Raw genomic sequence first — 23,772 nt, forward strand, 5'->3', positions numbered from 1 at the left:
TGTCGTCTCGCCAACGACAGATGGGGCCTGCCATGAAGATCGAGGACGTCCGGCGCACCGCCTATTCGATGCCGCTCACCAACCCGTCGTTTCCGCCGGGGCCCTACCGGTTCTTCGACCGCGAATATTTCATCATCACCTACAAGACCGACCCGGAAGCGCTCGCCGCCGTGGTGCCGGAGCCGCTCGAGGTCGCCGAGCCGGTGGTGAAGTACGAGTTCATCCGCATGCCGGACTCGACCGGTTTCGGCGACTACACCGAGACCGGGCAGGTGATCCCGGTTCGCTTCAGGGGCGAGGAGGGCGCCTACACCCACGCGATGTATCTCGACGATGAAGGCCCGATCGCCGGCGGCCGCGAGCTGTGGGGATTTCCGAAGAAGCTGGCAAAGCCCAGGATCGAGGTCGAGAGCGACGTGCTGGTCGGCTCGCTGCATTACGGCTCGGTGCTCTGCGCCTCCGCCACCATGGGCTACAAGCATCGCAAGGTCGACCACGACACCGTCTTGAAGTCGATGACGGCGCCGAACTTCATTCTGAAGATCATCCCGCATGTCGACGGCAGCCCGCGGATCTGCGAGCTGGTGCGGTTTCATCTGGAAGACATCACGCTGAAGGAGGCCTGGACCGGCCCCGCCGCGCTCGGCCTGTTTCCGCACGCGCTATGCGATGTCGCCCGCCTGCCGGTGCGCGAGGTGGTCTCGGCGCTGCATTTCAAGGCAGACCTGACCCTCGGCCTTGGCTCGGTCGCGTTCGACTACATGGCGAGATGACGAAGTCATTCCGGGGCATCGCGTCGGCGATGGACCATGGTGCGCACTCGCGCACCTGCGAATCTCGCGCCACGATTTCGAGATCCCGGGTCTGCGCGCCTAAGCGCGCATCCCGGGATGACCCTGTCAGCGCACCAGAATATTCTTGAACTGCCAGGGATCGCTGGTGTCGATATCTTCCGGAAACAGTCCCGGACGATCCGTCAGCGGGGTCCAGTCGGTGTAGAAACCCTTCACGGGGCCGAGATAGGGTAGCTGGATTTCCAGCAGACGATCGAAGTCCATCTCGTCGGCCTCGACGATGCCTTCGTTCGGGTTTTCCAGCGCCCACACCATGCCGCCGAGCACGGCGGAGGTCACTTGCAGGCCGGTGGCGTTCTGATAGGGCGCGAGCTTGCGGGTCTCCTCGATGGAGAGCTGCGAGCCGTACCAGTAGGCATTGTTGTCATGGCCGAACAGCAGCACGCCGAGCTCGTCGATGCCGTCGACGATCTCGTTCTCGTCGAGGATGTGATGCTTTTCCTGCATCTTCGCTGCGCGGCCGAACATTTCATGCAGCGACAGCACGGCGTCGTCGGCCGGGTGATAGGCATAGTGGCAGGTCGGCCGATAGATCGCCGTGCCCGATGCGTCACGCACCGTGAAGTAATCGGCGATCGAGATCGACTCGTTGTGGGTGACGAGGAAGCCATACTGCGCGCCGCGGGTCGGGCACCAGGTGCGTACGCGCGTGTTGGCGCCGGGCTGCATCAGATAGATGGCGGCGCCGCAGCCGGCTTCGTGGGTATGCGCATTCTCGGGCATCCATTTCTCATGGGTGCCCCAGCCGAGTTCGGACGGCTGCACGCCTTCCGACAGGAAACCTTCCACCGACCAGGTGTTGACGAAGACGTCAGGCTCTTTCGGCGACTTGGAGCGCTGGGTGTCGCGTTCGGCGATGTGGATGCCCTTCACGCCGGCCTGCCGCATCAAGTCCGCCCATTCGGCCTTGGTCTTCGGCTTCGGGGCATTGAGCTTCAGATCGGCGGCGACGTTGAGCAGCGCCTGCTTGACGAAGAACGAGACCATGCCGGGATTGGCGCCACAGCAGGAGACGGCCGTCGTCGAGCCCGCGGGGCGCGCCTTCTTGGCGGCCAGCGTCACTTCGCGAAGGGCGTAGTTGGAGCGCGCTTCCGGGCCCTTCGAGGAATCGAAATAGAAGCCGAGCCAGGGCTCGTTGACGGTGTCGATGTAGAGAGCGCCGAGTTCGTTGCACAGCTCCATGATGTCGGTCGAGCCGGTATCGACCGACAGATTGACGCAAAAGCCCTGGCCGCCGCCTTCAGTGAGCAGCGGGCTCAGCAGGTCGCGATAATTGTCCTTGGTCACGGCCTTCTGGATGAATTTGACGTTGTGCTTCTCGCAATGCGCCTTGCGGCCCTCGTCCTTGGGGTCGATCACGGTGACGCGCGACTTGTCGTAATCGAGATGCCGCTCGATCAAAGGCAGCGTGCCTTTGCCGATCGAGCCGAAGCCGATCATAACAATGGGACCTGTGATCTTCGCGTAGATCTGCGAGGCGGGGCTCATCATTTTCTCCAGGAGAGTGCCTAGCGGCGGATAGGGTGGATCAGGGGTTGCGACGCTTCGCGGTGACTTCGATCTCGACCTTCATCTCGGGCTTGTAGAGCCCCGCGACGATCAGCATCGTTGCGGCCGGGCGGATGTCGCCGAGGACCTCGCCGCAGACCGCGAAATGGGCATCCACGTCACGGGCGTCGGTGAGGTAGTAGGTCGCGCGGACGATGTCGGCCATCGCAAAGCCTCCCTCTTTGAGGGCGGCCTCGATGGTCTTGAAGCAGTTCCGTGACTGGCTCGTGACATCTGCCGGCATGGTCATCGTGGCGTAGTCATAGCCGGTGGTTCCTGCGACGAAGGCGAAGTCGCCATCGATCACGGCACGGCTGTAGCCGGCGGTCTTCTCAAAGGGCGAGCCGGTAGAAATCAGGCGGCGGGACATGTTGGACCTCGACTGAAAATGGCTTTGGCGGGGTTTACGGACATTTTTGGCGCCCGCGCAACCCCTTGGTTCAGGCCTGGTGCGGCCGGCACTAGTGGGACTGCAGCGTGCTGTCCGGCGGCGATGGCGGCGTGCCGGTCCAGCGCCGGCCCAGGATATCCCTGACGATCATCACCGAGATCAGAATCAGCATGACCGTGGTGACGAGGCCGCGCCAACGCGGGCGCGCGCCATCGGTGATGGGAAGGTGCTCCGACATGGCGGCCCGCCTTACGCCGCGTGCGGCACGGCGAGCGGTGCCTTCCGGGTCCGGGATCGCGTCCGCGGTGCCTTGGCCTCGGGCAGCGGCGCGCCGGTCGGCGTGATCATGCCCCAGGCGCCATCCAACGCGCCTGCGACAAGCTCGACGCCGAGCAGCCGCTCGCGCTCGAACGTGCCCGGCAGCGACAGCTCGCCGGTCTTGGCCACCGTGAAGCCGAAGCGGGCGTAGTAGGGCGCATCGCCAAGCAGGATCACGGCGCCGTGGCCGCGCGCCTTGGCCACCGCCAGCGCACGCCGCATCAGCGCGGCGCCGACGCCGAGGCCGCGGCAGTCGTCATCGACTGCCAGCGGCCCCAGCATCAGCGCGCTGCGGCCCCCCGCGCTGACGTGCCACAACCGCACGGTTCCAACCAGCCGGCCGTCCTGGCGCACGGCCGCAAGGCTCAGGCCTTCGGCGGGCGCGCGTCCGTCGCGCAGGCGCTGGCAGGTGCGCGTATGGCGATTACAGCCAAAGCAGGCATCCAGCAGCGCTTCGCGTGCGACGACGTCCGAGCCACGCTCCGCACGGATCGCGAACGGGGCGGCATCTCGGATGAGGGCAACGGGGGTGTTCCGTTTTGCAGTCATGGCACGTCAGTCCCCGCTTGCAACGGCATGTCGTACGCCGCGGCAAGCGTCGTTCAGGAAAATCAAAAATGATCGGGGAGGAGCCGGCGGGGCCGGCTCCCGGTTTATCGGGCCTCGAAAACGAGGCGGGTCAGATGTGGTAGGTCTTCAGCGGCGGAATGCCGTTGAACGCCACCGACGAGTAGGTCGACGTATAGGCGCCGGTGCCTTCGATCAGCAGCTTGTCGCCGATCTCGAGCGTCACCGGGAGCGGATACGGCAGCTTCTCGTACAGCACGTCGGCGCTGTCGCAGGTCGGGCCCGCGAGCACGCACGGCGTCATGTCCGCCCCGTCATGCGGGGTGCGGATGGCGTAGCGGATCGACTCGTCCATCGTCTCGGCGAGACCGCCGAACTTGCCGATGTCGAGATAGACCCAGCGCACCTCGTCCTCGTCGCTCTTCTTCGAGATCAGAACGACTTCGGTCTCGATGATTCCAGCATTGCCGACCATGCCGCGGCCCGGCTCGATGATCGTCTCCGGAATCTGGTTGCCGAAATGCTTGCGCAGCGCGCGGAAGATCGACCGGCCATATTGCAGGACCGGAGGAACGTCCTTGAGGTACTTGGTCGGAAAGCCGCCGCCCATGTTGACCATGGTGAGGTTGATCCCGCGCTCGGCGCAGTCACGGAACACGGTCGACGCCATCGCGAGCGCGCGGTCCCACGCCTTCACCTTGCGCTGCTGCGAGCCGACATGGAACGAGATGCCGCACGGCTCCAGGCCCAGGCGCTTGGCGAGGTCGAGCACGTCGACCGCCATCTCCGGGTCGCAGCCGAACTTGCGCGACAGCGGCCACTCGGCGCCGGCGCAGTCATAGAGGATGCGGCAGAACACCTTGGCGCCGGGGGCGGCGCGGGCGATCTTCTCGACCTCGGCGGCGCAATCGACCGCGAACAGGCGAATGCCGAGCGCGAAGGCACGCGCGATGTCGCGCTCCTTCTTGATCGTGTTGCCATAGGAGATGCGGTCCGGCGTCGCACCGGCGGCCAGCGCCATCTCGATTTCCGCAACCGTCGCGGTGTCGAAGCAGGAGCCGAGCGAGGCCAGCAGCGACAGCACTTCGGGCGCCGGGTTGGCTTTCACCGCGTAGAACACGCGGCTGTCCGGCAGCACCTTCGCGAAGGTCTGGTAGTTGTCGCGCACGACTTCGAGGTCGACGACGAGGCACGGCTCGGTGTCGAGACCATCCTGGCGGCGGTGGCGCAGGAATTCCTGGATACGTTCAGTCATGGCACTCTCCAACGGCCCCAGCGACGGGATCCGCATCAACGTGACGTCGGGTAAGAGCGCTTCGGCCACATCGCGCGATGGAGGCGCGTTGAGGCCAAGAGACTCAAACCAGACTGTGCTGCCGTGGATTGGTTGGGAGAGTTTCCCGCCCGATCACCTGGCAATGAAGGACAAGCCTTTTCAGTAGCCCGGGCCGGCGTTGGACCGCCGGTAGAGACCAAAAAAGCCCGATCCGTCGTTGCTTTAAGTCGCGTCCCCCGTTGAGAGCGGGGTGCGCCGGTTCGCCTCCGGCTGCCAGTCACGGTTGCAAAGAGTGGTGAGACCTTCAACGGCATCCCTGGAGAGAGATGCTGGCCGCCTCGTGTCCTGATGGACGTAAGCGACCCTCGGTTCTTCCACCCCTTGGCGGCTGTCCGGCCTCTTGTCCGGATACCTACCGACTGACACACGACCACAGGCACGTGCGAAATTGGGCAAGGCAGGAAATAAGTCTTTTGACTTCGTGGCGCAAGATTTTTTTTGCGATAGCGGCAAATTTCCCTAACGCGTGCTTGCGATGTCGCGCGCAGCACGCGTCGGACGCGCTGAAGATGAACGGCTGTTAAGAATGACTAACGAAGCGTGTGTGCGTTTTAGCCTTGTGCCGCAGTGCTTTCTTGAATCGCTCAAACTCACGCGCGACGCGTGAACGGCTCGACGCGCTGAGCTGCGCGGATGAAGGCGATCATGATCAGCACGCCGATGCCGAACAGCACCGCCTGCAGGATGTGTGCGGCGACGTCGTCGAGCCCGAGCAGAATCGCGAGCGCCCAGCCGCCGGCGAACGCCGCGCCGAACACTTCCGCGCCGATCAGGATCGCCGCCGAGATCACGGTGATGACGCTTGGCCAGGCGATGGTGCGGTTGCCTGAGGTGGAGGGCTGCATGGTCATGAAATAGGTCCTGTTCAGGGGGCGCAATCTCTCCGAAAAGTGCCCATCTATCAAGCGCAAAAGGCCCAAAAATGCCGTATCGCGTGATATAGATTGGGCAGCATTTTCAAGGCGAAAAACGGGACATTCGATGTCAGAAACCAGCGCAGACGCCAAGGCTCAGGCTCTTGCCAACCCCCTCCTGAAGGCATGGCGGACGCCGCTCGAGACGCCGCCGTTCGCCGAGATCAAGCCGGAGCATTTCCTGCCCGCCTTCGAGCAGGCCTTCGCCGATCATTCCGCGGAAGTGACTGCGATCACCCACGATCCGGCGCTGCCCGACTTCGACAACACCATCACCGCGCTGGAGCGCTCCGGCAAACTGCTGTCGAAGGTCTCGGCGGTGTTCTACGACCTGGTCTCGGCGCATTCGAGCCCGGCGATCCTGGAGATCGACAAGGAGGTGTCGCCCCGGATGGCGCGGCACTGGAATCCGATCATGATGAACGCTGTGCTGTTTGGCCGCATCGCCATGCTGCACGAGAAGCGCGCCTCCCTCGGCCTGACTGGCGAGCAGATGCGGCTGCTGGAACGCACCTACACCCGCTTCCGCCGCTCCGGCGCCGGCCTCGACGATGCGGCAAAGGCCCGCATGGCCGAGATTAACGAGCGCCTCGCCCATCTCGGCACCTCGTTCAGCCACCATCTGCTCGGCGACGAGCAGGAGTGGTTCATGGAGCTCGGCGAGGACGACCGCGCCGGCCTCTCCGACACATTTGTGGCGGCCGCCACGGCTGCGGCGGAAGAGCGCGGCATGCCGGGCAAGGCGATCGTGACGCTGTCGCGCTCCTCGGTCGAGCCGTTCCTGCAAAGCTCGTCGCGGCGCGACCTGCGCGAGAAGGTCTACAAGGCCTTCACGGCGCGCGGCGACAATGGCAACGCCAACGACAACAACGCCACCATCGTGGAGATCCTCAGGCTCCGCGAGGAGACCGCCAAGATCCTGGGCTTCCCGACCTACGCCGCCTACCGCCTCGAGGATTCCATGGCCAAGACGCCGGAGGCCGTACGCGGCCTCCTAGAGCGGGTCTGGAAGCCGGCGCGAGCGCGGGCGCTCGCCGACCGCGACGCGCTGCAGGCGCTGATCGCGGAGGAGGGCGGCAATTTCACCCTCGCGTCCTGGGACTGGCGCTACTACGCCGAGAAGCTGCGCCAGCGCCGCGCCAATTTCGACGATTCCGCGATCAAGCCCTATCTGGTGCTCGACCACATGATCGAGGCCGCGTTCGACTGCGCCACCCGCCTGTTCGGCGTCACCTTCGAGGAGCGCAAGGATATCCCGGTGTGGCATCCGGACGTCCGGGTCTGGGAGGTCAAGGGCCGCGATGGCCAGCACAAGGCGCTGTTCTACGGCGACTACTTCGCGCGACCCTCGAAGCGCTCCGGCGCCTGGATGACCTCGCTGCGCGACCAGCAGAAGCTCGACGGTGCCGTCGCGCCGCTGGTCATCAATGTCTGCAACTTCGCCAAGGGCGCCGATGGCGCGCCGTCGCTGCTGTCGCCCGACGACGCGCGGACCCTGTTCCACGAGTTTGGCCATGGCCTGCACGGCATGCTGTCCAACGTGACCTATCCGTCACTGTCCGGAACCAGCGTGTTCACCGACTTCGTCGAGCTGCCCTCGCAGCTCTATGAGCACTGGCAGGAGCGGCCCGAGGTGCTGCAGCGCTTCGCCCGCCACTACCAGACCGGGGAGGCACTGCCGGACGACCTGCTCAAGCGCTTCCTCGCCGCGCGCAAGTTCAACCAGGGCTTTGCCACCGTGGAGTTCGTCTCCTCGGCGCTGGTCGACCTCGAATTCCACACCCAGCCGGCAGCGGCGAGCTGGGATGTCCGCGCCTTCGAACAGAAGGAGCTGGAGAAGATCGGCATGCCCGCCGAGATATCGCTGCGGCACCGGCCGACCCAGTTCGGCCACATCTTCTCCGGCGACCACTATGCCTCCGGCTACTACAGCTACATGTGGTCGGAGGTGATGGATGCTGACGCCTTCGGCGCCTTCGAGGAGGCCGGCGACATCTTCGATCCCGCGACCGCCAAGCGGCTGCATGACGACATCTATTCGTCGGGCGGCTCGCGCGATCCGGAGGAGGCCTATGTCGCCTTCCGCGGCCGCGAGCCCGAGCCGGACGCGCTGCTGCGCCGTCGCGGCCTGCTCGAAACGCCCGAGGCGGCCTGAGGTGCGGCCGTCGTTGAACCGGCTGATCGGCTGGCTCGTGCTTGCGGCGTCCGTCGTGCTCGGCACGGCGGCCGCCGAGGCTCATCCGCATGTCTGGATCGTCGCCAGGAGCGAGCTGATCTACGCGCCCGACGGCACCATCACCGGAGTCCGCCACGCCTGGACGTTTGACGACATGTTCTCGACCTACGCGCTGCAGGGCATCGAGACCAAGGTGAAGGGCGCCTACAGCCGCGAGGAGCTGGCGCCGCTGGCGCAGACCAATGTCGAGTCGCTGAAGGAATACGCCTACTTCACCTTCGCCAAGGGCGACGGCAAGAAGCAGAAGTTCACCGAACCGGTCGACTACTTCCTCGAATACAAGGATTCGGCGCTGACGCTGCACTTCACCTTGCCGGTGAAGACGCCGTTCAAGGCCCGGCAGCTCGCGCTCGAAGTGTTCGACCCGACCTATTTCATCGACTTTCAGTATGCCGAGAAGGAGCCGGTCAAGCTGGTCGGCGCCGCGGCGGGCTGCAAGATGCAGTTCGAGCGGCCGAATAGCGACGGCACCGCCGCCGCGCAGAAGCTCGGCGAGCAGACCTTTCTCGACGGCGGCAACGGCAATTTCGGCATGATGTTCGCCAACAAGGTCTCGGTGGAGTGCCCATGACGCCAATCGTCTCGCGCGTGACGCGCGGCCTCGCCGTGGCCGCGGCCGTGCTGGCGGCGTTTGCGCTGCTCGATGGCGCCGTTCATGCGCTGCTGGCGCAAAATCCGTTCGGTGCGCCGCGCGCGGCGGAGTCGCAGGGCGGGCTGGTCGGCTGGCTGTTGGCGAAACAGTCGGAGTTCTATCGCGAGATTTCGCAGGCGATCCGCGCCGCGAAATCCGACGGTTCGGCGGTCTGGACCCTGCTTGCGATCTCCTTTGCCTACGGAATCTTCCATGCCGCCGGCCCCGGCCACGGCAAGGCGGTGATCTCGTCCTACATGGTCGCCAATCGCGAGACCGCGCGGCGCGGCATCGTGCTGTCGTTCGCCTCGGCGCTGATGCAGTCGGTGGTCGCCGTTCTCATCGTGGGCATCTGTGCCTGGCTGCTCAACGCGACCGCGAAGACGATGTGCGGGGCGGAGAAGGCGATCGAGATCGCAAGCTACGCGCTGATCGCGGCGTTTGGCGCCCGGCTGGTCTGGGTCAAGGGCGGCAGCTTCTTCCGCGCCCTGCAGGCGCCGCGGCCGGCGCTGGCGATGGCCGGCGCGCATCATCACGACCACCATGATCACGATCACCACGACCACCGCCATGATCACCATCACCGTCACGCGCATGACGATCACGGGCATCATCATGATCACGGTCACGATCACGGGCATGACGCGCAGCACGTCCATGACGAGCATTGCGGCCATTCGCACGGGCCGACGCCGGCCGAGCTCGCCGGTCCTGGCGGCTGGCGGCGGGGGCTCGGCGCGATCCTCACGGTCGGGATCCGGCCCTGCTCGGGCGCGATCCTGGTGCTGGTGTTCGCGCTGGCGCAGGGCCTGTTCTGGGCCGGCATTGCCGCGACCTTCGTGATGGGGCTCGGCACCGCCATCACGGTGGCGGCGATCGCGCTGGTCGCGGTGTCGGCGCGCGGCGTGGCGGAGCGGCTGAGCGCGGCGCGCGACGGCGGCGGCATGGTCATCATGCGCGGCCTGGAGTTCGCCGCCGCGGGCCTTGTGCTGCTGTTCGGGCTCGGGCTGCTGTTCGGCTACATCGCGGCCGAGCGCGCGACGTGCCTTTGAAGTCACCTCGCCCCGCTTGCGGGGAGAGGTCGAAATTCGCGTGCGCGAATTTCGGGTGAGGGGGAGTCTCCGCACGCTCGCTTCCATCGAATTTGCGGAGACGGTCCCTCACCCCAGCCCTCTCCCCGTAAGAACGGGGAGAGGGAGAAGAAACAGGCTCAACTCGTCAGATAGCCCCTGATCGCCGGCAGCAGGAAGATCGCGATGTTGATCGCGAAACCGATGCTCCAGAGGATCGAGCGCAGCGTCGGGCGATTGCCGATATAGGTGAAGACGTAGGCGATCCGCACGATCAGGAACAGCACGGCGAGCTCGTCGATCAGCCGCAGCGGGCCGACGCGGAATTCGGCGAGCAGCACGGCGAAGGCGAAGAACGGGAAGGCCTCGATGCCGTTCTGGTGCGCGCCGAGCGCCCGCGAGCGGATCGGGTCGTCGTAGAAGTCGGGATCGCGCGGCCTGGCATTGTCGAAGCTGCGGAAGCCGGTCCACTTCACCGACACGATCGTCAGCAGCGAGAGCATCAGCGTCCCGAAGACGCACCATTCGGCGATCGTCATGGTTCCCCCTTATTCCGCAGGGGAACGTAGCCAACCCGCACTCGGCTTGACAAGGTTGGAGCAACGCGCGAAGCCCAAAGCTCCCAGGCGAAGGATATCAAGCGCAAGGCCATCATGAGCACGGTGATCCCCTTCGAGAGCGCGAAGTCTGCCGCGGCGCCGAAGCCGGAACGCGTCGGCGTGCTGCTGGTCAATCTCGGCACGCCCGATACGGCGGATGCCGCCGGCGTGCGGGTCTATCTCAAGGAATTTCTGTCCGATCCGCGGGTGATCGAGGATCAGGGCCTGCTCTGGAAGCTGATCCTCAACGGCATCATCCTGCGGGTCCGTCCGGCCCGCAAGGCGCGCGACTATCTGAAGATCTGGAACACCGAGAAGAACGAGTCGCCGCTGAAGACCATCACGCGCTCGCAGGCCGACAAGCTGGCGGAGGCGATCGCCGATCACGACCACGTCGTGGTCGACTGGGCGATGCGCTACGGCAACCCCTCGATCAAGCAGCGCATCGAGGCGCTGGCGGCGCAGGGCTGCGGCCGGCTGCTGGTGGTGCCGCTCTATCCGCAATATTCCGCCGCGACGTCGGCGACGGTCTGCGATGAGGCGTTTCGCGTGCTGGCCGGCATGCGCGCGCAGCCGATCCTGCGGGTGACGCCGCCTTACTACGACGATCCCGACTACATCGAGGCGCTTGCGGTCTCGATCAATGCGCACCTCGCGACATTGCCGTTCCACCCCGAGATCATCGTCGCGTCGTTCCACGGCATGCCGAAGGAGTATGTCGACAAGGGCGATCCGTATCAGGCGCAATGCATCGCCACGACCAATGCGCTGCGCAAGCGGCTCGGGCTCGATGCCAACCGGCTGATCCTCACCTTCCAGTCGCGCTTCGGCAAGGCCGAGTGGCTGCAGCCCTATACCGACAAGACGGTCGAGAAACTCGCCAAGGACGGCGTGCGGCGCATTGCCGTGGTCACGCCCGGCTTCTCCGCCGATTGCCTGGAGACGCTGGAGGAGATCGCGCAGGAGAATGCCGAGATCTTCCGGCACAATGGCGGCGAGCAATTCGCGGCGATCCCCTGCCTCAACGACAGCGACGGCGGCATGGACGTGATCCGCCAGCTCGTGCTGCGCGAGCTGCAAGGCTGGATCTAACAAGGCTGGATTTAACAAGGCTGGATTTGATTGTTAACGATCCGTGACACCGGGCACGGGCATTCGTTGGCATCTGGTCATCCGACAGCAGCTTCCTATGTGCTAGGGAGAACAACAGCCGGCTGAACCGGCGGAGCGGTCCTGCCGACCAATGCACGACCGTGACTGGCGACGGTCTCGCCGGCCCTGGAGGACTTTATGACTGGCTTCGACGTTTTCGCGATCGCGTTTGTTCTTCTCGTCATCGTTACGCTGTTCGCCGGGATCAAGACCGTTCCGCAGGGTTTTGACTGGACCATCGAGCGGTTCGGCAAATACACCCGCACGCTGTCGCCCGGCCTCAATTTGATCGTGCCCTATTTCGATCGCATCGGGCGCAAGATCAACATGATGGAGCAGGTGATCGACATCCCCGAGCAGGAGGTGATCACCAAGGACAACGCCACCGTGACCGTGGACGGCGTCGCGTTTTACCAGGTGTTCGATGCCGCCAAGGCGAGCTACGAGGTCGCCAATCTCAACCAGGCGATCACCGTCCTGACGATGACCAATATCCGCTCGGTGATGGGCTCGATGGATCTCGATCAGGTGCTGTCGCATCGCGACGAGATCAACGAGCGGCTGCTGCGCGTGGTCGACGCCGCGGTGTCGCCCTGGGGCGTCAAGGTCAACCGCATCGAGATCAAGGACATCGTGCCGCCGGCCGACCTCGTCGAGGCGATGGGCCGGCAGATGAAGGCCGAGCGCGTCAAGCGCGCCGACATTTTGCAGGCCGAGGGCCAGCGGCAATCCGAAATCCTGCGCGCCGAGGGCGCCAAGCAGGGTCAGATCCTGCAGGCCGAGGGCCGCCGCGAGGCCGCCTTCCGCGACGCCGAGGCGCGCGAACGGCTTGCCGAGGCCGAGGCCAAGGCTACCCAGATGGTGTCGGAATCGATCGCCAAGGGCGACGTCGCCGCGCTGAACTATTTCATCGCCGACAAGTATATCAAGGCGTTCGGCCAACTCGCGGAATCGCCGAACCAGAAGGTCTTGATGCTGCCGATCGAGACCTCGAGTGTGCTGGGCTCGCTGGCCGGCATCGGCGAGATCGCCCGCGCTACCTTCGGCGAGAGTGCGGCGTCCGCTACGGCCGCAGCACGGCGCGGCGGCTCAGTGCCGCCGGCCGGCCCGACGGCGCCGCCTCCGGTGCCGCCGCAGCGGTAAGGGCGTGACGGCGTCGCGCCCGCAATGGTAGAGGTCACGTCATGGCCGAGATGTTTTCGACATTGGGTACCTGGAACTGGCTGATCTTCGGCTTCATCCTGATGGCGCTGGAGCTTGTGGCGCCCGGGGTGTTCCTGTTCTGGCTCGGGCTCGCGGCACTGCTGGTCGGCCTGCTGTCGTTCGCCTTCACGCCGTCCTGGCAGATACAGCTCTTGATGTTCGCAGTGTTCGCCGCCCTGGCGGTGCCGGCGTGGCGGCATTTCGCGAAGGGCGCGACGGCGGCAAGCAAGACCAATCCCTTCCTCAACCGCCGCAACGAAGCCCTGGTCGGCCGCGAATTCACGCTGGAGAAGCCGATCGTTGACGGATCAGGCACGGTGCGGATCGACGATACGGTGTGGCGCGTCGCCGGCCCCGATGCGCCGGCCGGCAGCCGGGTGAAGGTCGTCCGCGCCGACGGCGCCAGCCTGACGGTGGCGATCGCTTAGTCTGGCCTGAGCCATCGACGACGACTCGGCCCCGAGCGTCGGATGCTGCTTCGGGCGAGTAATCCGTAGCCCGGGTGAGCCAACGGGTCGCGCGTATGCGCGCCCGATGACAGGCTCCGCGATACCCGGGGAAACCGATCCCGCATGTCGCTCCGCTCATGCGGGCTACACACTGACGGCCGCCGAGGTCTAGCTGCCGCCCTGCTTGCTCCAGCGCTCGGCGAAGCGGTTGAGCGGCGTGAATGTCGCAAATAGCTCGCGGCCGAGCGCGGTGAGGCCGTAACCATCCTCCGTCAGCTCGACGAAGCCGGCCTCGCGCAGCTCCGTCAATCGCGTCTGCAGGATCGTCGGCGAGGCCTCGTCGCAGGCCGTGCGCAGCGCGCGCGAGGTCAGCGCGCCCTCGCGCAGCTCCCAGATGATGCGCAAGGTCCAGCGCCGTCCCAAGAGATCGAGCAGCGCCATGATGGGGCGGCCGGACCGCGAGCCGCGGACGCCGGGTCTTGTGACTGGGCCCTGCTTCGGCATGCCGCGAAATCCTTTCGAATCCCTCTTGCGAGTCGCTACAGATATTGTAGCGTATCGCTACATTAAATGTAGCAACGGGATCAGGCCATGTCACGCCTCGCGCCGCTCGATCCGCCCTATCCGGCGGACGTTCAACAGCATTTCGACCGCATCATGCGCGGCAAGCCGCCGCTGATGCTGTTCCGCGTGATGGCGGGCCATCCGCGCGCCTGGGAGAAGTTTCGCGGCGGCAGCCTGTTGGACCGCGGGCCGTTGTCGCTCAGGGAGCGGGAGATCGTGATCGACCGCACCTGCGCACTCAATGCCTGCGAATACGAATGGGGCGTCCACGTCACAGCGTTCGGCGCAGCCGCCGAACTGACGGAGCAGCAGGTCCACGCCACCGTGCGCGGTGCGGCCGATGCCGGCTGCTGGTCGCAGGCCGAACAAGCAATGATCGCGGCAGTCGACGCGCTGCATGTCCGCGCGACGCTGGATGACGCGGAATTCGCGGCGCTGTTGGCGCATTACGATGAGGACCAGATCCTGGAGATCATCCTCTTGTGCGGCTTCTACCGCACGGTCTCCTACCTCGCCAACGCGCTGGCCCTGCCGCTGGAAGAAACCGCGGCAAGATTTCCAGCATAGTTGTCATTGCGAGGAGCAAAGCGACGAAGCAATCCACGTCTCCGCGCGGGGAGAGATGGATTGCTTCGCTTCGCTCGCAATGACGGAAGAAAGCGCGGCTCTACGCCACGCCCGCCCGCAGCAGATCGTGCAGATGGATGATGCCGACCGGCTTCTTGGCGTCGGTCACGATCAGCGTCGTGATCTTCGAGGCGTTGAGCAGCTCCAGCACTTCGCCGGCCAGCGTGTCGCGGCTGATCGTCTTCGGCGTCCTGGTCATGACCTCGTCGACCGACAGCGTCAAAAGGTCGGGACGCATCTGCCGGCGCAGATCGCCGTCGGTGACGATGCCGACGAGATGGCCGTGGCGGTCGACGATGCCGACGCAGCCAAAACCCTTTGAGGTCATCTCGACCAGCGCATCCGACATCTTGGTGCCGAGCGGCTTCAGCGGCAGCGCGTCGCCGCCATGCATCAGGTCGCGGGCATATTTCAGGAGCGCGCCGAGCTTGCCGCCCGGATGCAGCACGCTGAAATCGGTCGAGGTGAAGCCGCGGCCCTCGAGCAGCGCGATCGCCAGCGCATCGCCGAGCGCCAGCATCATCAGCGAGGACGTGGTCGGCGCCAGATTGTGCGGGCAGGCCTCCCGGGCCTTCGGCAGTGTCAGCTGCACGTCGGCGGCCTTGCTCAGCGTCGAGTCCTTGTCGGCCGTCATCGCGATCAGCGGAATGCCGAAGCGGGCGGCATAGGCGATCAGGTTGCGCATCTCCGGCTGCTCGCCGGACCATGACAGCGCCAGGATCACGTCATCGATCGTGATCATGCCGAGGTCGCCATGGCTCGCTTCCGCTGCGTGCACGAAGAACGCCGGCGTGCCGGTCGAGGCAAAGGTCGCCGCGATCTTGCGCCCGATATGGCCGGACTTGCCGAGCCCGGTGACGATCAGCCGTCCCTTGGCATTGCCGATCAACTCGGACGCGGCGGCGAACGGCGCGCCGAGGTCGGACTTCAGTGCCGCGGAGAGGGCTGCGACGCCGCTTGCTTCGGCATCGAGGGTGCGGAGCGCCGATTGAACGGCGCCGTCATCGGGGCCGGATGATTTGGTCATCAGCGGTTTCGGTTTGGCCATTTAGGATTCCAAGGGAGGGTTTTGCACCCGGGCGTCTCCCTTAGCACGTTCGATTCCGCGATGCGACGCGCGGCGGCCGATCCTCAACGGCTCATTAACCATAATTGTTTTAACTCCATTAACGACGTTTTCCGCCGCCCGGTGGAGTTCGTCCGACAAGTATGTGAATTCGTTGGAGTTTTTCCATCGTGTTGCGGCGGCCAGCAAGCGGCCAAGACCGGCGTGGACGCCTCGTCCGCGCGGTTTTGCCATGCCCTGCCGTGACCGTCCTGGCGCTGACCGTGACCACCGGGTTCGCCGCGGCCCAGACCGTGACGCCCGATCTGTTCAGCCCCAATCGCCAGAGCCAGGTGATCACGCAGGATTCGCCGCTGCGCCGGACCACGGCCGACGCCATGGATCCGCTCAACGGCCTGAGGCTGCCCGACGCCGATCGCGAACGCCGTTCCTCCCCGTCTTCATCGACATCAACATCGACGACGCGGATCGGGCAGGTCCCGACCTACGGGCTCCCCGCGGCGAACGGCGCCTCGACGTCGGGCTATGACTCGCTCAACCGCAAGCGCCAGAAGCCGAAATACTATCCGGGTCAGGCCAAACCGAAGCCGCCGGCGGGACCCGGCTCGCCGCCGCCGACGTCGGCGCCATTGAACGCCACGGGGCAGCTGCGGCTGTCGATCCCGCCCTCGGAGACCGCCAACAAGACGCCGCTGCCGCCGGCGATGGCCGGCACCATCGTCGGCCAGCCGCCGCGCAAGCGGCTCAAGATCGACGACGATCCGTTCGGCGCGGTCGGCGATTATGCCGGCTCGTTCATGGTCAAGACCGCGGTCGAGGTGATGGCCGGCTACGACACCAACCCCGGTCGGCTCTACTCGCCGCAGGGCAGGGCGTTCTACATGGTCGCGCCGGAATTCCTCGCGGTCTCCGACTGGGAGCGTCACGCCGTCGTCGCCGATTTGCGCGGCTCCTTCAACGGCTATGGCTCCGGGCTGACGCCGAACGCCGACGGCACGCCGCTGTCGGCGCCGCTCGACATCGACCGTCCGAATTTCACCGGCCATATCGACGGCCGTGTCGACGTCACCAAGGACACGCATCTGCTGGGGCAGGCCCGCCTGCTGGTCTCGACCGACAATCCCGGCAGCCCGAACGTGCAGGCCGGCCTCGCCAGATATCCGATCTACACCACGGTCGGCGGCACCTTCGGCATCGACCAGCATTTCAACCGCATGCAGGTTTCGCTCGGCGGCACCATCGACCGCACCGACTACCAATGGTCGAAGCTCACCGACGGCACCTCTTCGTCGAACGACGACCGCAACTTCACCCAATACGGTGGCGTCGGCCGTGTCAGCTATGAGCTCAATCCAGCCGTGAAGCCCTTTGTCGAAGTCGAGGGCGACAGTCGCTTCCACGATCTCTATCTCGACCGCAACGGTTACGCGCGCAATTCGTCGGGCGGTTATGCCAAGGTCGGTACGTCGTTCGAGTTCACCCGGCTGTTGTTCGGTGAGATCTCGATCGGCTATGCGATGCGCGACTATGTCGACCCGCGGCTTAGCCGACTCGAAGGCCTGCTCACCACGGCCTCGCTGACCTGGACCGCGACGCCGCTGACCACCGCAAAGTTCTATTCCGACACCCAGATCGGCGAGACCACGCTGCCCGGCACCTCGGGCGTGCTGTCACGCACCTACACCGTCGAGGTCGATCACGACTTCCGTCGCTGGCTGACCGGCATCGGCAAGTTCACCTACGGCACGCTCGATTACCAGGGCGATAACCGCACCGACACGGTCTACTCGGTGTCAGGCGACCTGATCTACAAGATGACCCGCAGCCTCTGGATCAAGGGCACGCTGCGCCGCGACTGGCTGGATTCCAACCAGCCGGGACAGAGCTCGGCGTCGACGGTGGTGATGCTCGGCGTGCGGGTGCAGAATTAGCGGTGAGGATGCGCGAGTCGCATCTCAAATGAGGTGTCGTGCTCCGCGAAGGCGGGGCACCCAGTACGCCGCGGCCTGTCCGTTCAAGCCTTGACGTCTCTGGAATACTGGATCGCCCGCTTTCGCGGGCGATGACAGTTCAGTGTGTGGGTGCAGTGGCGTGGCGGCTGACGCGCTTACCCCGGCAGATCGGTCTTCCCCATCAGGAAGGTGTCGATCGAGCGCGCGCACAGGCGGCCTTCTCGGATCGCCCAGACCACGAGCGACTGGCCGCGGCGCATGTCGCCGGCGGAGAAGATCTTCGCGCGCGAGGTCTGGTAGTCCTGCAGGGAGGCGCGGACGTTGCCGCGCTGGTCGAGCTCGACGCCCAGCGTCTTGAGCAGGCCCTCGTGAACCGGATGGACGAAGCCCATCGCCAGCAGCACGAGCTCGGCGTCGAGCGTGAACTCGGTGCCGGGCAGCGGCTTGAACTTATCGTCGACCTTGACGCAATGCAGCTTCGTCACCTTGCCGTCGACGCCTTCGAACTTGGTCGTCAGCACGGCGAATTCGCGCACCGCGCCTTCGGCCTGGCTCGACGACGTGCGCATCTTCAGCGGCCAGTTCGGCCAGGTCACGCCCTTGTTCTCGTGCTCGGGCGGCGCCGGCATGATCTCGAGCTGGGTCACCGACTTTGCGCCTTGCCGGAAGGAGGTGCCGATGCAGTCCGAGCCGGTATCGCCGCCGCCGATCACGACGACATGCTTGCCGCCGGCGAGGATGTCGGCGGCACCGTTCAGCGGCTCGCCGGAGACGCGGCGGTTCTGCTGCGGCAGGAAGTCCATCGCGAAGTGGATGCCGGAAAGCTCGCGGCCGGGAATCGGCAGGTCGCGCGGGGCTTCCGCGCCGCCGGTCAGCGCCACGGCGTCATACTGCTTGGCGAGCTCTTGCGGATCGATCGCACCGGGCGTCGAGCCGCCCACGGCCTTGCCGTAGTGGAAGGTGACGCCCTCGGCTTCCATCTGCGCCACGCGGCGATCGATGATGCCCTTCTCCATCTTGAAGTCGGGAATGCCGTAGCGCAGCAGGCCGCCGGCCTTGGCGAACTTCTCGTAGACGTGCACCTCGTGGCCGGCGCGCGCGAGCTGCTGCGCGGCGGCCATGCCGGCGGGACCCGAGCCGATCACGGCGACCTTCTTGCCAGTCTTAACGGCAGCGATCTCCGGCTTCAGCCAGCCATTGTCCCACGCGCGGTCGACGATCGCGCATTCGATGGTCTTGATGGTGACCGGGTTGTCGTCGATGTTGAGCGTGCAGGACGCCTCGCACGGCGCCGGGCAGATGCGGCCGGTGAATTCGGGGAAATTGTTGGTCGAGTGCAAATTGCGCGAGGCTTCTTCCCAGTTGCCCTGATAGACGAGATCGTTGAAATCGGGAATCTGGTTGTTGACCGGGCAGCCCGGCGTGCCCGGCGCGGTCGAGCCGGTGCCGTGGCAATAGGGGATGCCGCAATTCATGCAGCGCGCAGCCTGGTCGCGCGTGTCCTTCTCGCTCAGCGGAATGACGAATTCCCTGAAGTTCTTGAGTCGATCGGCGACCGGCTCGTACTTGCGGTCATGCCGCTCGATCTCGAGAAAACCTGTGATCTTACCCATTGAAACCCGATGCCCCTGCATCTCAGTTGTTCCGTCATTCCGGGCTGCGCCGAAGGCGCGGACCCGGAATCTTGAAGTTGCCTTGCGAGATTCCGGGTTCGCGCCTTGCGCGCCCCGGAATGACGCGTGATGAACCCTACGCGCCGATCGCGATCTTCGGCTCGGCGTCGGCGTTGGCCTTCATTTCCTTCAGCGCGCGGCGGTACTCCACCGGCATCACCTTGCGGAATTTCGGCAGCCAGCTCTTCCAGTCGGCGAGGATCTCCGCCGCCTTCTTCGAGCCGGTCAGCTTGGCGTGACGCGTGATCAGGACGTGCAGCCGCTCCACATCGGAGTCGAGCAGGTTCTGGAACACGTCGACCCGGCCATGCGCCTCGAGATCGCCGGAGTGGTGGTAGGTGTCGGCGTTGATCATCTCCTCCGACAGCACCGGCTCGAGCTCGACCATCGAAAGATTGCAGAGCTTGTCGAAGTCGCCGGCCTCGTCCAGCACATAGGCGATGCCGCCGGACATGCCGGCCGCGAAGTTGCGTCCGGTCTTGCCGAGCACCACGACGATGCCGCCGGTCATGTACTCGCAGCAATGATCGCCGGCGCCCTCGACGACGGCGACCGCGCCGGAGTTGCGCACCGCGAAGCGCTCGCCGGCGATGCCGCGGAAGTAGCACTCACCCGCGATCGCGCCGTACATCACGGTGTTGCCGACGATGATCGACTCTTCCGGCACAATGCCGGAGATCTTCGGCGGCTTGACGATGATGCAGCCGCCCGAGAGGCCCTTGCCGACATAGTCGTTGCCTTCACCCTCGAGCTCGAAGGTGACGCCCTTGGCGAGCCAGGCGCCGAACGCCTGTCCCGCCGTGCCCTTCAGGCCGACATGGATGGTGTCGAGCGGCAGGCCGGCATGGCCGTAGATCTTGGCCACCGCGCCCGACAGCATCGCGCCGGCGGAGCGGTCGGTGTTGTTGATCTCTTCCTCGATCTTGACCGGGGCGCCGCGATCGAGCGCGGCCTGCGCCTTCTCGATCAGCCGGCGGTCGAGCACGGCTTCCAGATGGTGGTTCTGGCTCTCCGAGTGATAGATCGTCTGGCCCTTCTCCTCCTTCTGCCGCACGAACAGCTTGGAGAAATCGAGGCCCTTGGCCTTCCAATGCGAGACCAGCGCGGTCTGGTCCAGCATCTGGACCTGGCCGACCATCTCGTCGAACGTCTTGTAGCCGAGCTGCGCCATGATCTCGCGGACTTCCTCGGCGACGAAGAAGAAGTAGTTGATGACGTGCTCGGGCTGGCCGGTGAAGCGCTTGCGCAGCACCGGATCCTGGGTCGCGACGCCGACCGGGCAGGTGTTGAGGTGGCACTTGCGCATCATGATGCAGCCCGCCGCGATCAGGGGGGCGGTGGCGAAGCCGAACTCGTCGGCCCCGAGCAGCGCGCCGATCACGACGTCACGGCCGGTGCGGAAGCCGCCGTCGACCTGAACCGCGATGCGGCTGCGCAGCTGCTGGCGCACCAGCGTCTGATGGGTCTCGGCAAGACCGATCTCCCACGGCGAGCCGGCATGCTTGATCGAGGTCAGCGGCGAGGCACCGGTGCCGCCCTCGAAGCCCGCGATCGTGACATGGTCGGCGCGCGCCTTGGCGACGCCTGCGGCAACCGTGCCGACGCCGACTTCCGACACCAGCTTGACCGAGACCTGGCCGTCCGGATTGACGTTCTTGAGGTCGTAGATCAGCTGGGCGAGGTCTTCGATCGAGTAGATGTCGTGATGCGGCGGCGGCGAGATCAGGCCGACGCCCGGCGTCGAATGCCGGACGCGGGCGATCGTGGCATCGACCTTGTGGCCGGGCAGCTGGCCGCCTTCGCCGGGCTTGGCGCCCTGCGCCATCTTGATCTGCATCATGTCGGAGTTGACGAGGTATTCCGTCGTCACGCCGAACCGGCCCGAGGCGACCTGCTTGATCGCCGAGCGCATGCTGTCGCCGTTGGGCATCGGCTTGAAGCGGTCGGACTCCTCGCCGCCTTCGCCGGTGTTCGACTTGCCGCCGATCCGGTTCATCGCGATCGCGAGCGTGGTGTGCGCCTCGCGCGAGATCGAGCCGAACGACATCGCGCCGGTCGAGAACCGCTTGACGATGTCCTTGGCCGGCTCGACGTCCTCGAGCTTGACCGGCTTGCGCTTGTCGTCCTCGGCGCTCTTGATCCGGAACAGGCCGCGCAGCGTCAAGAGACGCTCGGACTGCTCGTTGAGGATCTTGGCGAACGCCCGGTAGCGCTCCTGCGAATTGCCACGCACGGCATGCTGCAGCGTCGAGACCGATTCCGCGGTCCAGGCATGGTCCTCGCCGCGAGTGCGGTAGGCATATTCGCCGCCGACATCGAGCGCGCTCTTGTAGATCTGGCCGTCGCCGAACGCGTCGGTATGACGCCGCACGGTCTCCTCGGCGATTTCGCCGAGGCCGACGCCCTCGATTCGGGTGTGGGTGCCGGCGAAATACTTGGCGACGAAGTCGGCCTTCAGGCCGACCGCGTCGAAGATCTGCGCGCCGCAATAGGACTGGTAGGTCGAGATGCCCATCTTGGACATCACCTTGAGCAGGCCCTTGCCGATCGACTTGATGTAGCGCTTGACGATCTCGTAGTCGTCGAGCGCGCCGGGCAGCCGGTCCTTCATCGCGAGGATGGTTTCGAACGCGAGATAGGGATTGATCGCTTCGGCGCCGTAGCCGGCGAGGCAGGCGAAGTGATGCACCTCGCGCGGCTCACCGGATTCCACGACGAGGCCGACCGAGGTGCGCAGGCCGGTGCGGATCAGGTGATGATGCACGGCGGCGCAGGCCAGCAGCGACGGGATCGGAATCCGGTCGGTGCCGGTCATGCGGTCCGACAGGATGATGATGTTGATGCCCTCGCGCACCGCGCCCTCGGCGCGTGCGCAGAGCTCGTCGAGCACCTGCTCCATGCCCGCCGCGCCGAACCCGGCGTGGAAGGTGGTGTCGAGCGTGCGCGACTTGAAATGGGTCTCGGCGACGTCGGAGATCGAACGGATCTTTTCCAGATCGGCGTCGGTCAGGATCGGCTGCCGCACCTCGAGGCGCTTTGTCGAGGCGACGCCCTGCAGGTCGAACAGGTTCGGCCGCGGCCCGATGATCGAGACGAGGCTCATGACGATTTCCTCGCGGATCGGGTCGATCGGCGGGTTCGTCACCTGCGCGAAGTTCTGCTTGAAGTAGGTGAACAGCTGCTTCGGTTTGTCCGACAGCGCCGAGATCGGCGTGTCGTTGCCCATCGAGCCCGCGGCTTCCTCGCCGGTGGCCGCCATCGGCGTCATCAGGATCGCGATGTCTTCCTGGCTGTAGCCGAACGCCTGCTGCCGATCGAGCAGCGGCAGGTTGGAGCGCACGCCCTTGGCCGGCGCATCCGGCAGCTCCTCGAGCTGGATCTGGGTGCGATGCAGCCAGTCGCTGTAGGGATGGCTCTTGGCGAGGTCGGCCTTGATCTCGTCGTCGGGAATCAGGCGGCCCTGCTCGAGGTCGACGAGCAGCATCTTGCCGGGTTGCAGCCGCCACTTGGTGACGATCTGGTCCTCCGGAATCTTCAGCACGCCCATTTCGGACGCCATCACGATGCGGTCGTCCTTGGTGACGAGATAGCGCGCCGGGCGCAGGCCGTTGCGATCGAGCGTCGCGCCGATCTTGCGGCCGTCGGTGAAGGCGATCGCGGCCGGGCCGTCCCACGGCTCCATCAGCGCGGCATGATATTCGTAGAACGCGCGGCGCTGCTCATCCATCAGGGGATTGCCGGCCCACGCTTCCGGAATCATCATCATCACGGCGTGCGGCAGCGAGTAGCCGCCCTGCACTAGGAATTCGAGCGCGTTGTCGAAGCAGGCGGTGTCGCTCTGGCCCTCATAGGAGATCGGCCACAGGCGGCTGATGTCCTTGCCGTAGAGCTCCGAATGCACGGAAGCCTGTCGCGCCGCCATCCAGTTGACGTTGCCGCGCAGCGTGTTGATCTCGCCGTTATGGGCGATCATCCGGTAGGGATGCGCCAGCGACCAGGTCGGGAAGGTGTTGGTCGAGAAGCGTTGATGCACCAGCGCCAGCGCGCTGTCGAAGTCGGCCTCATGCAGGTCGGGATAGTACTTGCCGAGCTGGTCGGCGAGGAACATGCCCTTGTAGATCACGGTGCGGCACGACAGCGAGCACGGATAGTAGCCCGCCATGCCGCGGTCGCGGCGCTGATAGATCGCCTGCGAGATCGACTTGCGCAGGATGTAGAGGTGGCGCTCGAAATCGTCCTCGGTCTTGGCCGCACCATTGCGGCCGATGAAGACCTGCATGTGGTAGGGCTCGGTCGGCTTCACGGTGACGCCGAGCGATGAATTGTCGCTGGGCACGTCGCGCCAGCCGAGCAGCTTGAAGCCCTCGTTCTTGATCTCGTCGGCGATGATGCTCTTGATCACGTTCCGCCACGCGGCATCGCGCGGCATGAACAGCGCGCCGATGGCGTATTCGCCGGGCTGCGGCAGCTTGAAGCCGAGCTCCGCGGTCTTGCGCGCGAAGAAGGCGTGCGGGATCTGCACCAGGATGCCGGCGCCGTCACCGGCGCGCGGGTCGGCGCCGACGGCGCCGCGATGCTCGAGGTTGCACAGGATGTTTAGCGCGTCGGAGACGATCTGGTGC

Annotated in this window: 20 protein-coding genes; 9 read left to right on the plus strand and 11 right to left on the minus strand. The window is 65.5% G+C overall.

Translation table 11 applies throughout. The features are described from left to right. Window positions 1–32 precede the first annotated feature (32 nt). Window positions 33–773 carry an acetoacetate decarboxylase gene (locus tag ACVMDN_RS43285; protein ID WP_076827705.1) on the plus strand — a complete coding sequence of 247 codons (741 nt, stop codon included), beginning with the start codon at window positions 33–35 and terminating at the stop codon, window positions 771–773. 126 nt (window positions 774–899) lie between these two features. Here ACVMDN_RS43285 and ACVMDN_RS43290 read toward each other — a convergent pair whose 3' ends face one another. The 6 genes from ACVMDN_RS43290 to ACVMDN_RS43315 form a co-directional block, all read right to left on the minus strand. Continuing rightward, the gene (locus ACVMDN_RS43290; protein WP_028341360.1) at window positions 900–2,342 is read right to left on the minus strand and encodes a homospermidine synthase; all 1,443 of its coding nucleotides are present in this window, start codon (window positions 2,340–2,342) and stop codon (window positions 900–902) included. Between the two features lie 40 nt (window positions 2,343–2,382). Beyond that, a complete protein-coding gene (locus ACVMDN_RS43295; RefSeq protein WP_076827703.1) occupies window positions 2,383–2,772 on the minus strand; it encodes a RidA family protein in 390 nt (129 codons plus the stop codon). 91 nt (window positions 2,773–2,863) lie between these two features. Beyond that, window positions 2,864–3,031: a hypothetical protein gene (locus ACVMDN_RS43300; RefSeq protein WP_194295351.1), complete on the minus strand. Its 168-nt coding sequence runs from the start codon at window positions 3,029–3,031 to the stop codon at window positions 2,864–2,866. Between the two features lie 11 nt (window positions 3,032–3,042). Continuing rightward, on the minus strand, window positions 3,043–3,660 hold the full coding sequence (locus ACVMDN_RS43305) for a GNAT family N-acetyltransferase (protein WP_076827701.1): 618 nt from the start codon (window positions 3,658–3,660) through the stop codon (window positions 3,043–3,045). A 130-nt stretch (window positions 3,661–3,790) separates the two neighbouring features. After that, complete coding sequence (locus ACVMDN_RS43310; protein ID WP_057016239.1) at window positions 3,791–4,933, minus strand: type III PLP-dependent enzyme; 1,143 nt, start codon at window positions 4,931–4,933, stop codon at window positions 3,791–3,793. Between the two features lie 671 nt (window positions 4,934–5,604). Then, the gene (locus ACVMDN_RS43315; protein WP_028332864.1) at window positions 5,605–5,865 is read right to left on the minus strand and encodes a hypothetical protein; all 261 of its coding nucleotides are present in this window, start codon (window positions 5,863–5,865) and stop codon (window positions 5,605–5,607) included. A 130-nt stretch (window positions 5,866–5,995) separates the two neighbouring features. On the opposite strand from ACVMDN_RS43315, the gene ACVMDN_RS43320 reads away from it, so the two are divergent. Genes ACVMDN_RS43320 through ACVMDN_RS43330 form a run of 3 tightly spaced genes read left to right on the plus strand, consistent with a single transcriptional unit; the run spans window position 5,996 to window position 9,847 of the window. Then, complete coding sequence (locus tag ACVMDN_RS43320) at window positions 5,996–8,083, plus strand: M3 family metallopeptidase (RefSeq protein ID WP_076827699.1); 2,088 nt, start codon at window positions 5,996–5,998, stop codon at window positions 8,081–8,083. Between the two features lie 13 nt (window positions 8,084–8,096). Beyond that, the gene (locus ACVMDN_RS43325; protein ID WP_076827781.1) at window positions 8,097–8,735 is read left to right on the plus strand and encodes a DUF1007 family protein; all 639 of its coding nucleotides are present in this window, start codon (window positions 8,097–8,099) and stop codon (window positions 8,733–8,735) included. Further along, window positions 8,732–9,847, plus strand: a complete 1,116-nt coding sequence (locus tag ACVMDN_RS43330; protein ID WP_194295350.1) for a nickel/cobalt transporter — start codon at window positions 8,732–8,734, stop codon at window positions 9,845–9,847. Before ACVMDN_RS43325 ends, ACVMDN_RS43330 begins: the two co-directional genes overlap by 4 nt. Window positions 9,848–10,005: 158 nt before the next feature. Here the strand turns inward: ACVMDN_RS43330 and ACVMDN_RS43335 are convergent, their stop codons facing one another. Continuing rightward, a complete protein-coding gene (locus ACVMDN_RS43335) occupies window positions 10,006–10,404 on the minus strand; it encodes an MAPEG family protein (protein WP_016842609.1) in 399 nt (132 codons plus the stop codon). A gap of 114 nt (window positions 10,405–10,518) precedes the next feature. Between ACVMDN_RS43335 and hemH the strand changes: the two genes are divergently transcribed. The 3 genes from hemH to ACVMDN_RS43350 all read left to right on the plus strand — a co-directional run bounded on the left by hemH (window position 10,519) and on the right by ACVMDN_RS43350 (window position 13,247). Beyond that, window positions 10,519–11,556: a ferrochelatase gene (gene hemH / locus ACVMDN_RS43340; protein ID WP_057016241.1), complete on the plus strand. Its 1,038-nt coding sequence runs from the start codon at window positions 10,519–10,521 to the stop codon at window positions 11,554–11,556. Window positions 11,557–11,754: 198 nt separating this feature from the next. Further along, window positions 11,755–12,759 (plus strand): SPFH domain-containing protein, encoded by a 1,005-nt coding sequence (locus ACVMDN_RS43345; protein WP_076827695.1) that lies wholly within the window; start codon window positions 11,755–11,757, stop codon window positions 12,757–12,759. Window positions 12,760–12,800: 41 nt separating this feature from the next. Next, window positions 12,801–13,247 carry an NfeD family protein gene (locus ACVMDN_RS43350; RefSeq protein WP_057016243.1) on the plus strand — a complete coding sequence of 149 codons (447 nt, stop codon included), beginning with the start codon at window positions 12,801–12,803 and terminating at the stop codon, window positions 13,245–13,247. Between the two features lie 189 nt (window positions 13,248–13,436). Here ACVMDN_RS43350 and ACVMDN_RS43355 read toward each other — a convergent pair whose 3' ends face one another. After that, window positions 13,437–13,772, minus strand: a complete 336-nt coding sequence (locus ACVMDN_RS43355; protein ID WP_076827694.1) for a winged helix-turn-helix transcriptional regulator — start codon at window positions 13,770–13,772, stop codon at window positions 13,437–13,439. 87 nt (window positions 13,773–13,859) lie between these two features. Between ACVMDN_RS43355 and ACVMDN_RS43360 the strand changes: the two genes are divergently transcribed. Next, window positions 13,860–14,399, plus strand: a complete 540-nt coding sequence (locus ACVMDN_RS43360; protein WP_076827692.1) for a carboxymuconolactone decarboxylase family protein — start codon at window positions 13,860–13,862, stop codon at window positions 14,397–14,399. A 100-nt stretch (window positions 14,400–14,499) separates the two neighbouring features. Here the strand turns inward: ACVMDN_RS43360 and ACVMDN_RS43365 are convergent, their stop codons facing one another. Beyond that, window positions 14,500–15,507, minus strand: coding sequence for a KpsF/GutQ family sugar-phosphate isomerase (locus ACVMDN_RS43365; RefSeq protein ID WP_057016246.1), 1,008 nt, complete (start codon window positions 15,505–15,507; stop codon window positions 14,500–14,502). Window positions 15,508–15,767: 260 nt separating this feature from the next. Between ACVMDN_RS43365 and ACVMDN_RS43370 the strand changes: the two genes are divergently transcribed. Beyond that, window positions 15,768–17,456 carry an outer membrane beta-barrel protein gene (locus ACVMDN_RS43370; protein WP_141342901.1) on the plus strand — a complete coding sequence of 563 codons (1,689 nt, stop codon included), beginning with the start codon at window positions 15,768–15,770 and terminating at the stop codon, window positions 17,454–17,456. 176 nt (window positions 17,457–17,632) lie between these two features. On the opposite strand, the gene ACVMDN_RS43375 is transcribed toward ACVMDN_RS43370, so the two are convergent. Together ACVMDN_RS43375 and gltB are read right to left on the minus strand one after the other, a co-directional pair. Continuing rightward, the gene (locus tag ACVMDN_RS43375; RefSeq protein ID WP_076827688.1) at window positions 17,633–19,090 is read right to left on the minus strand and encodes a glutamate synthase subunit beta; all 1,458 of its coding nucleotides are present in this window, start codon (window positions 19,088–19,090) and stop codon (window positions 17,633–17,635) included. A 136-nt stretch (window positions 19,091–19,226) separates the two neighbouring features. Further along, window positions 19,227–23,772 (minus strand): glutamate synthase large subunit (gltB, locus tag ACVMDN_RS43380; RefSeq protein WP_456843682.1); only part of this gene is annotated, 4,546 nt, incomplete at its 5' end.

This window comes from Bradyrhizobium sp. USDA 4510, assembly GCF_054059095.1.

Bases quoted from the DNA above. Each gene is read 5' to 3' on its own strand.
- ACVMDN_RS43320 (WP_076827699.1), top strand. From the start codon at position 5,996: ATGTCAGAAACCAGCGCAGACGCCAAGGCTCAGGCTCTTGCCAACCCC.
- ACVMDN_RS43345 (WP_076827695.1), top strand. From the start codon at position 11,755: ATGACTGGCTTCGACGTTTTCGCGATCGCGTTTGTTCTTCTCGTCATC.
- ACVMDN_RS43285 (WP_076827705.1), top strand. From the start codon at position 33: ATGAAGATCGAGGACGTCCGGCGCACCGCCTATTCGATGCCGCTCACC.
- ACVMDN_RS43300 (WP_194295351.1), bottom strand. From the start codon at position 3,031: ATGTCGGAGCACCTTCCCATCACCGATGGCGCGCGCCCGCGTTGGCGC.
- ACVMDN_RS43375 (WP_076827688.1), bottom strand. From the start codon at position 19,090: ATGGGTAAGATCACAGGTTTTCTCGAGATCGAGCGGCATGACCGCAAG.
- ACVMDN_RS43365 (WP_057016246.1), bottom strand. From the start codon at position 15,507: ATGGCCAAACCGAAACCGCTGATGACCAAATCATCCGGCCCCGATGAC.
- ACVMDN_RS43290 (WP_028341360.1), bottom strand. From the start codon at position 2,342: ATGAGCCCCGCCTCGCAGATCTACGCGAAGATCACAGGTCCCATTGTT.
- ACVMDN_RS43335 (WP_016842609.1), bottom strand. From the start codon at position 10,404: ATGACGATCGCCGAATGGTGCGTCTTCGGGACGCTGATGCTCTCGCTG.
- ACVMDN_RS43355 (WP_076827694.1), bottom strand. From the start codon at position 13,772: ATGCCGAAGCAGGGCCCAGTCACAAGACCCGGCGTCCGCGGCTCGCGG.
- ACVMDN_RS43315 (WP_028332864.1), bottom strand. From the start codon at position 5,865: ATGACCATGCAGCCCTCCACCTCAGGCAACCGCACCATCGCCTGGCCA.
- ACVMDN_RS43295 (WP_076827703.1), bottom strand. From the start codon at position 2,772: ATGTCCCGCCGCCTGATTTCTACCGGCTCGCCCTTTGAGAAGACCGCC.
- ACVMDN_RS43360 (WP_076827692.1), top strand. From the start codon at position 13,860: ATGTCACGCCTCGCGCCGCTCGATCCGCCCTATCCGGCGGACGTTCAA.
- ACVMDN_RS43305 (WP_076827701.1), bottom strand. From the start codon at position 3,660: ATGACTGCAAAACGGAACACCCCCGTTGCCCTCATCCGAGATGCCGCC.
- hemH (WP_057016241.1), top strand. From the start codon at position 10,519: ATGAGCACGGTGATCCCCTTCGAGAGCGCGAAGTCTGCCGCGGCGCCG.
- ACVMDN_RS43310 (WP_057016239.1), bottom strand. From the start codon at position 4,933: ATGACTGAACGTATCCAGGAATTCCTGCGCCACCGCCGCCAGGATGGT.
- ACVMDN_RS43350 (WP_057016243.1), top strand. From the start codon at position 12,801: ATGGCCGAGATGTTTTCGACATTGGGTACCTGGAACTGGCTGATCTTC.
- ACVMDN_RS43330 (WP_194295350.1), top strand. From the start codon at position 8,732: ATGACGCCAATCGTCTCGCGCGTGACGCGCGGCCTCGCCGTGGCCGCG.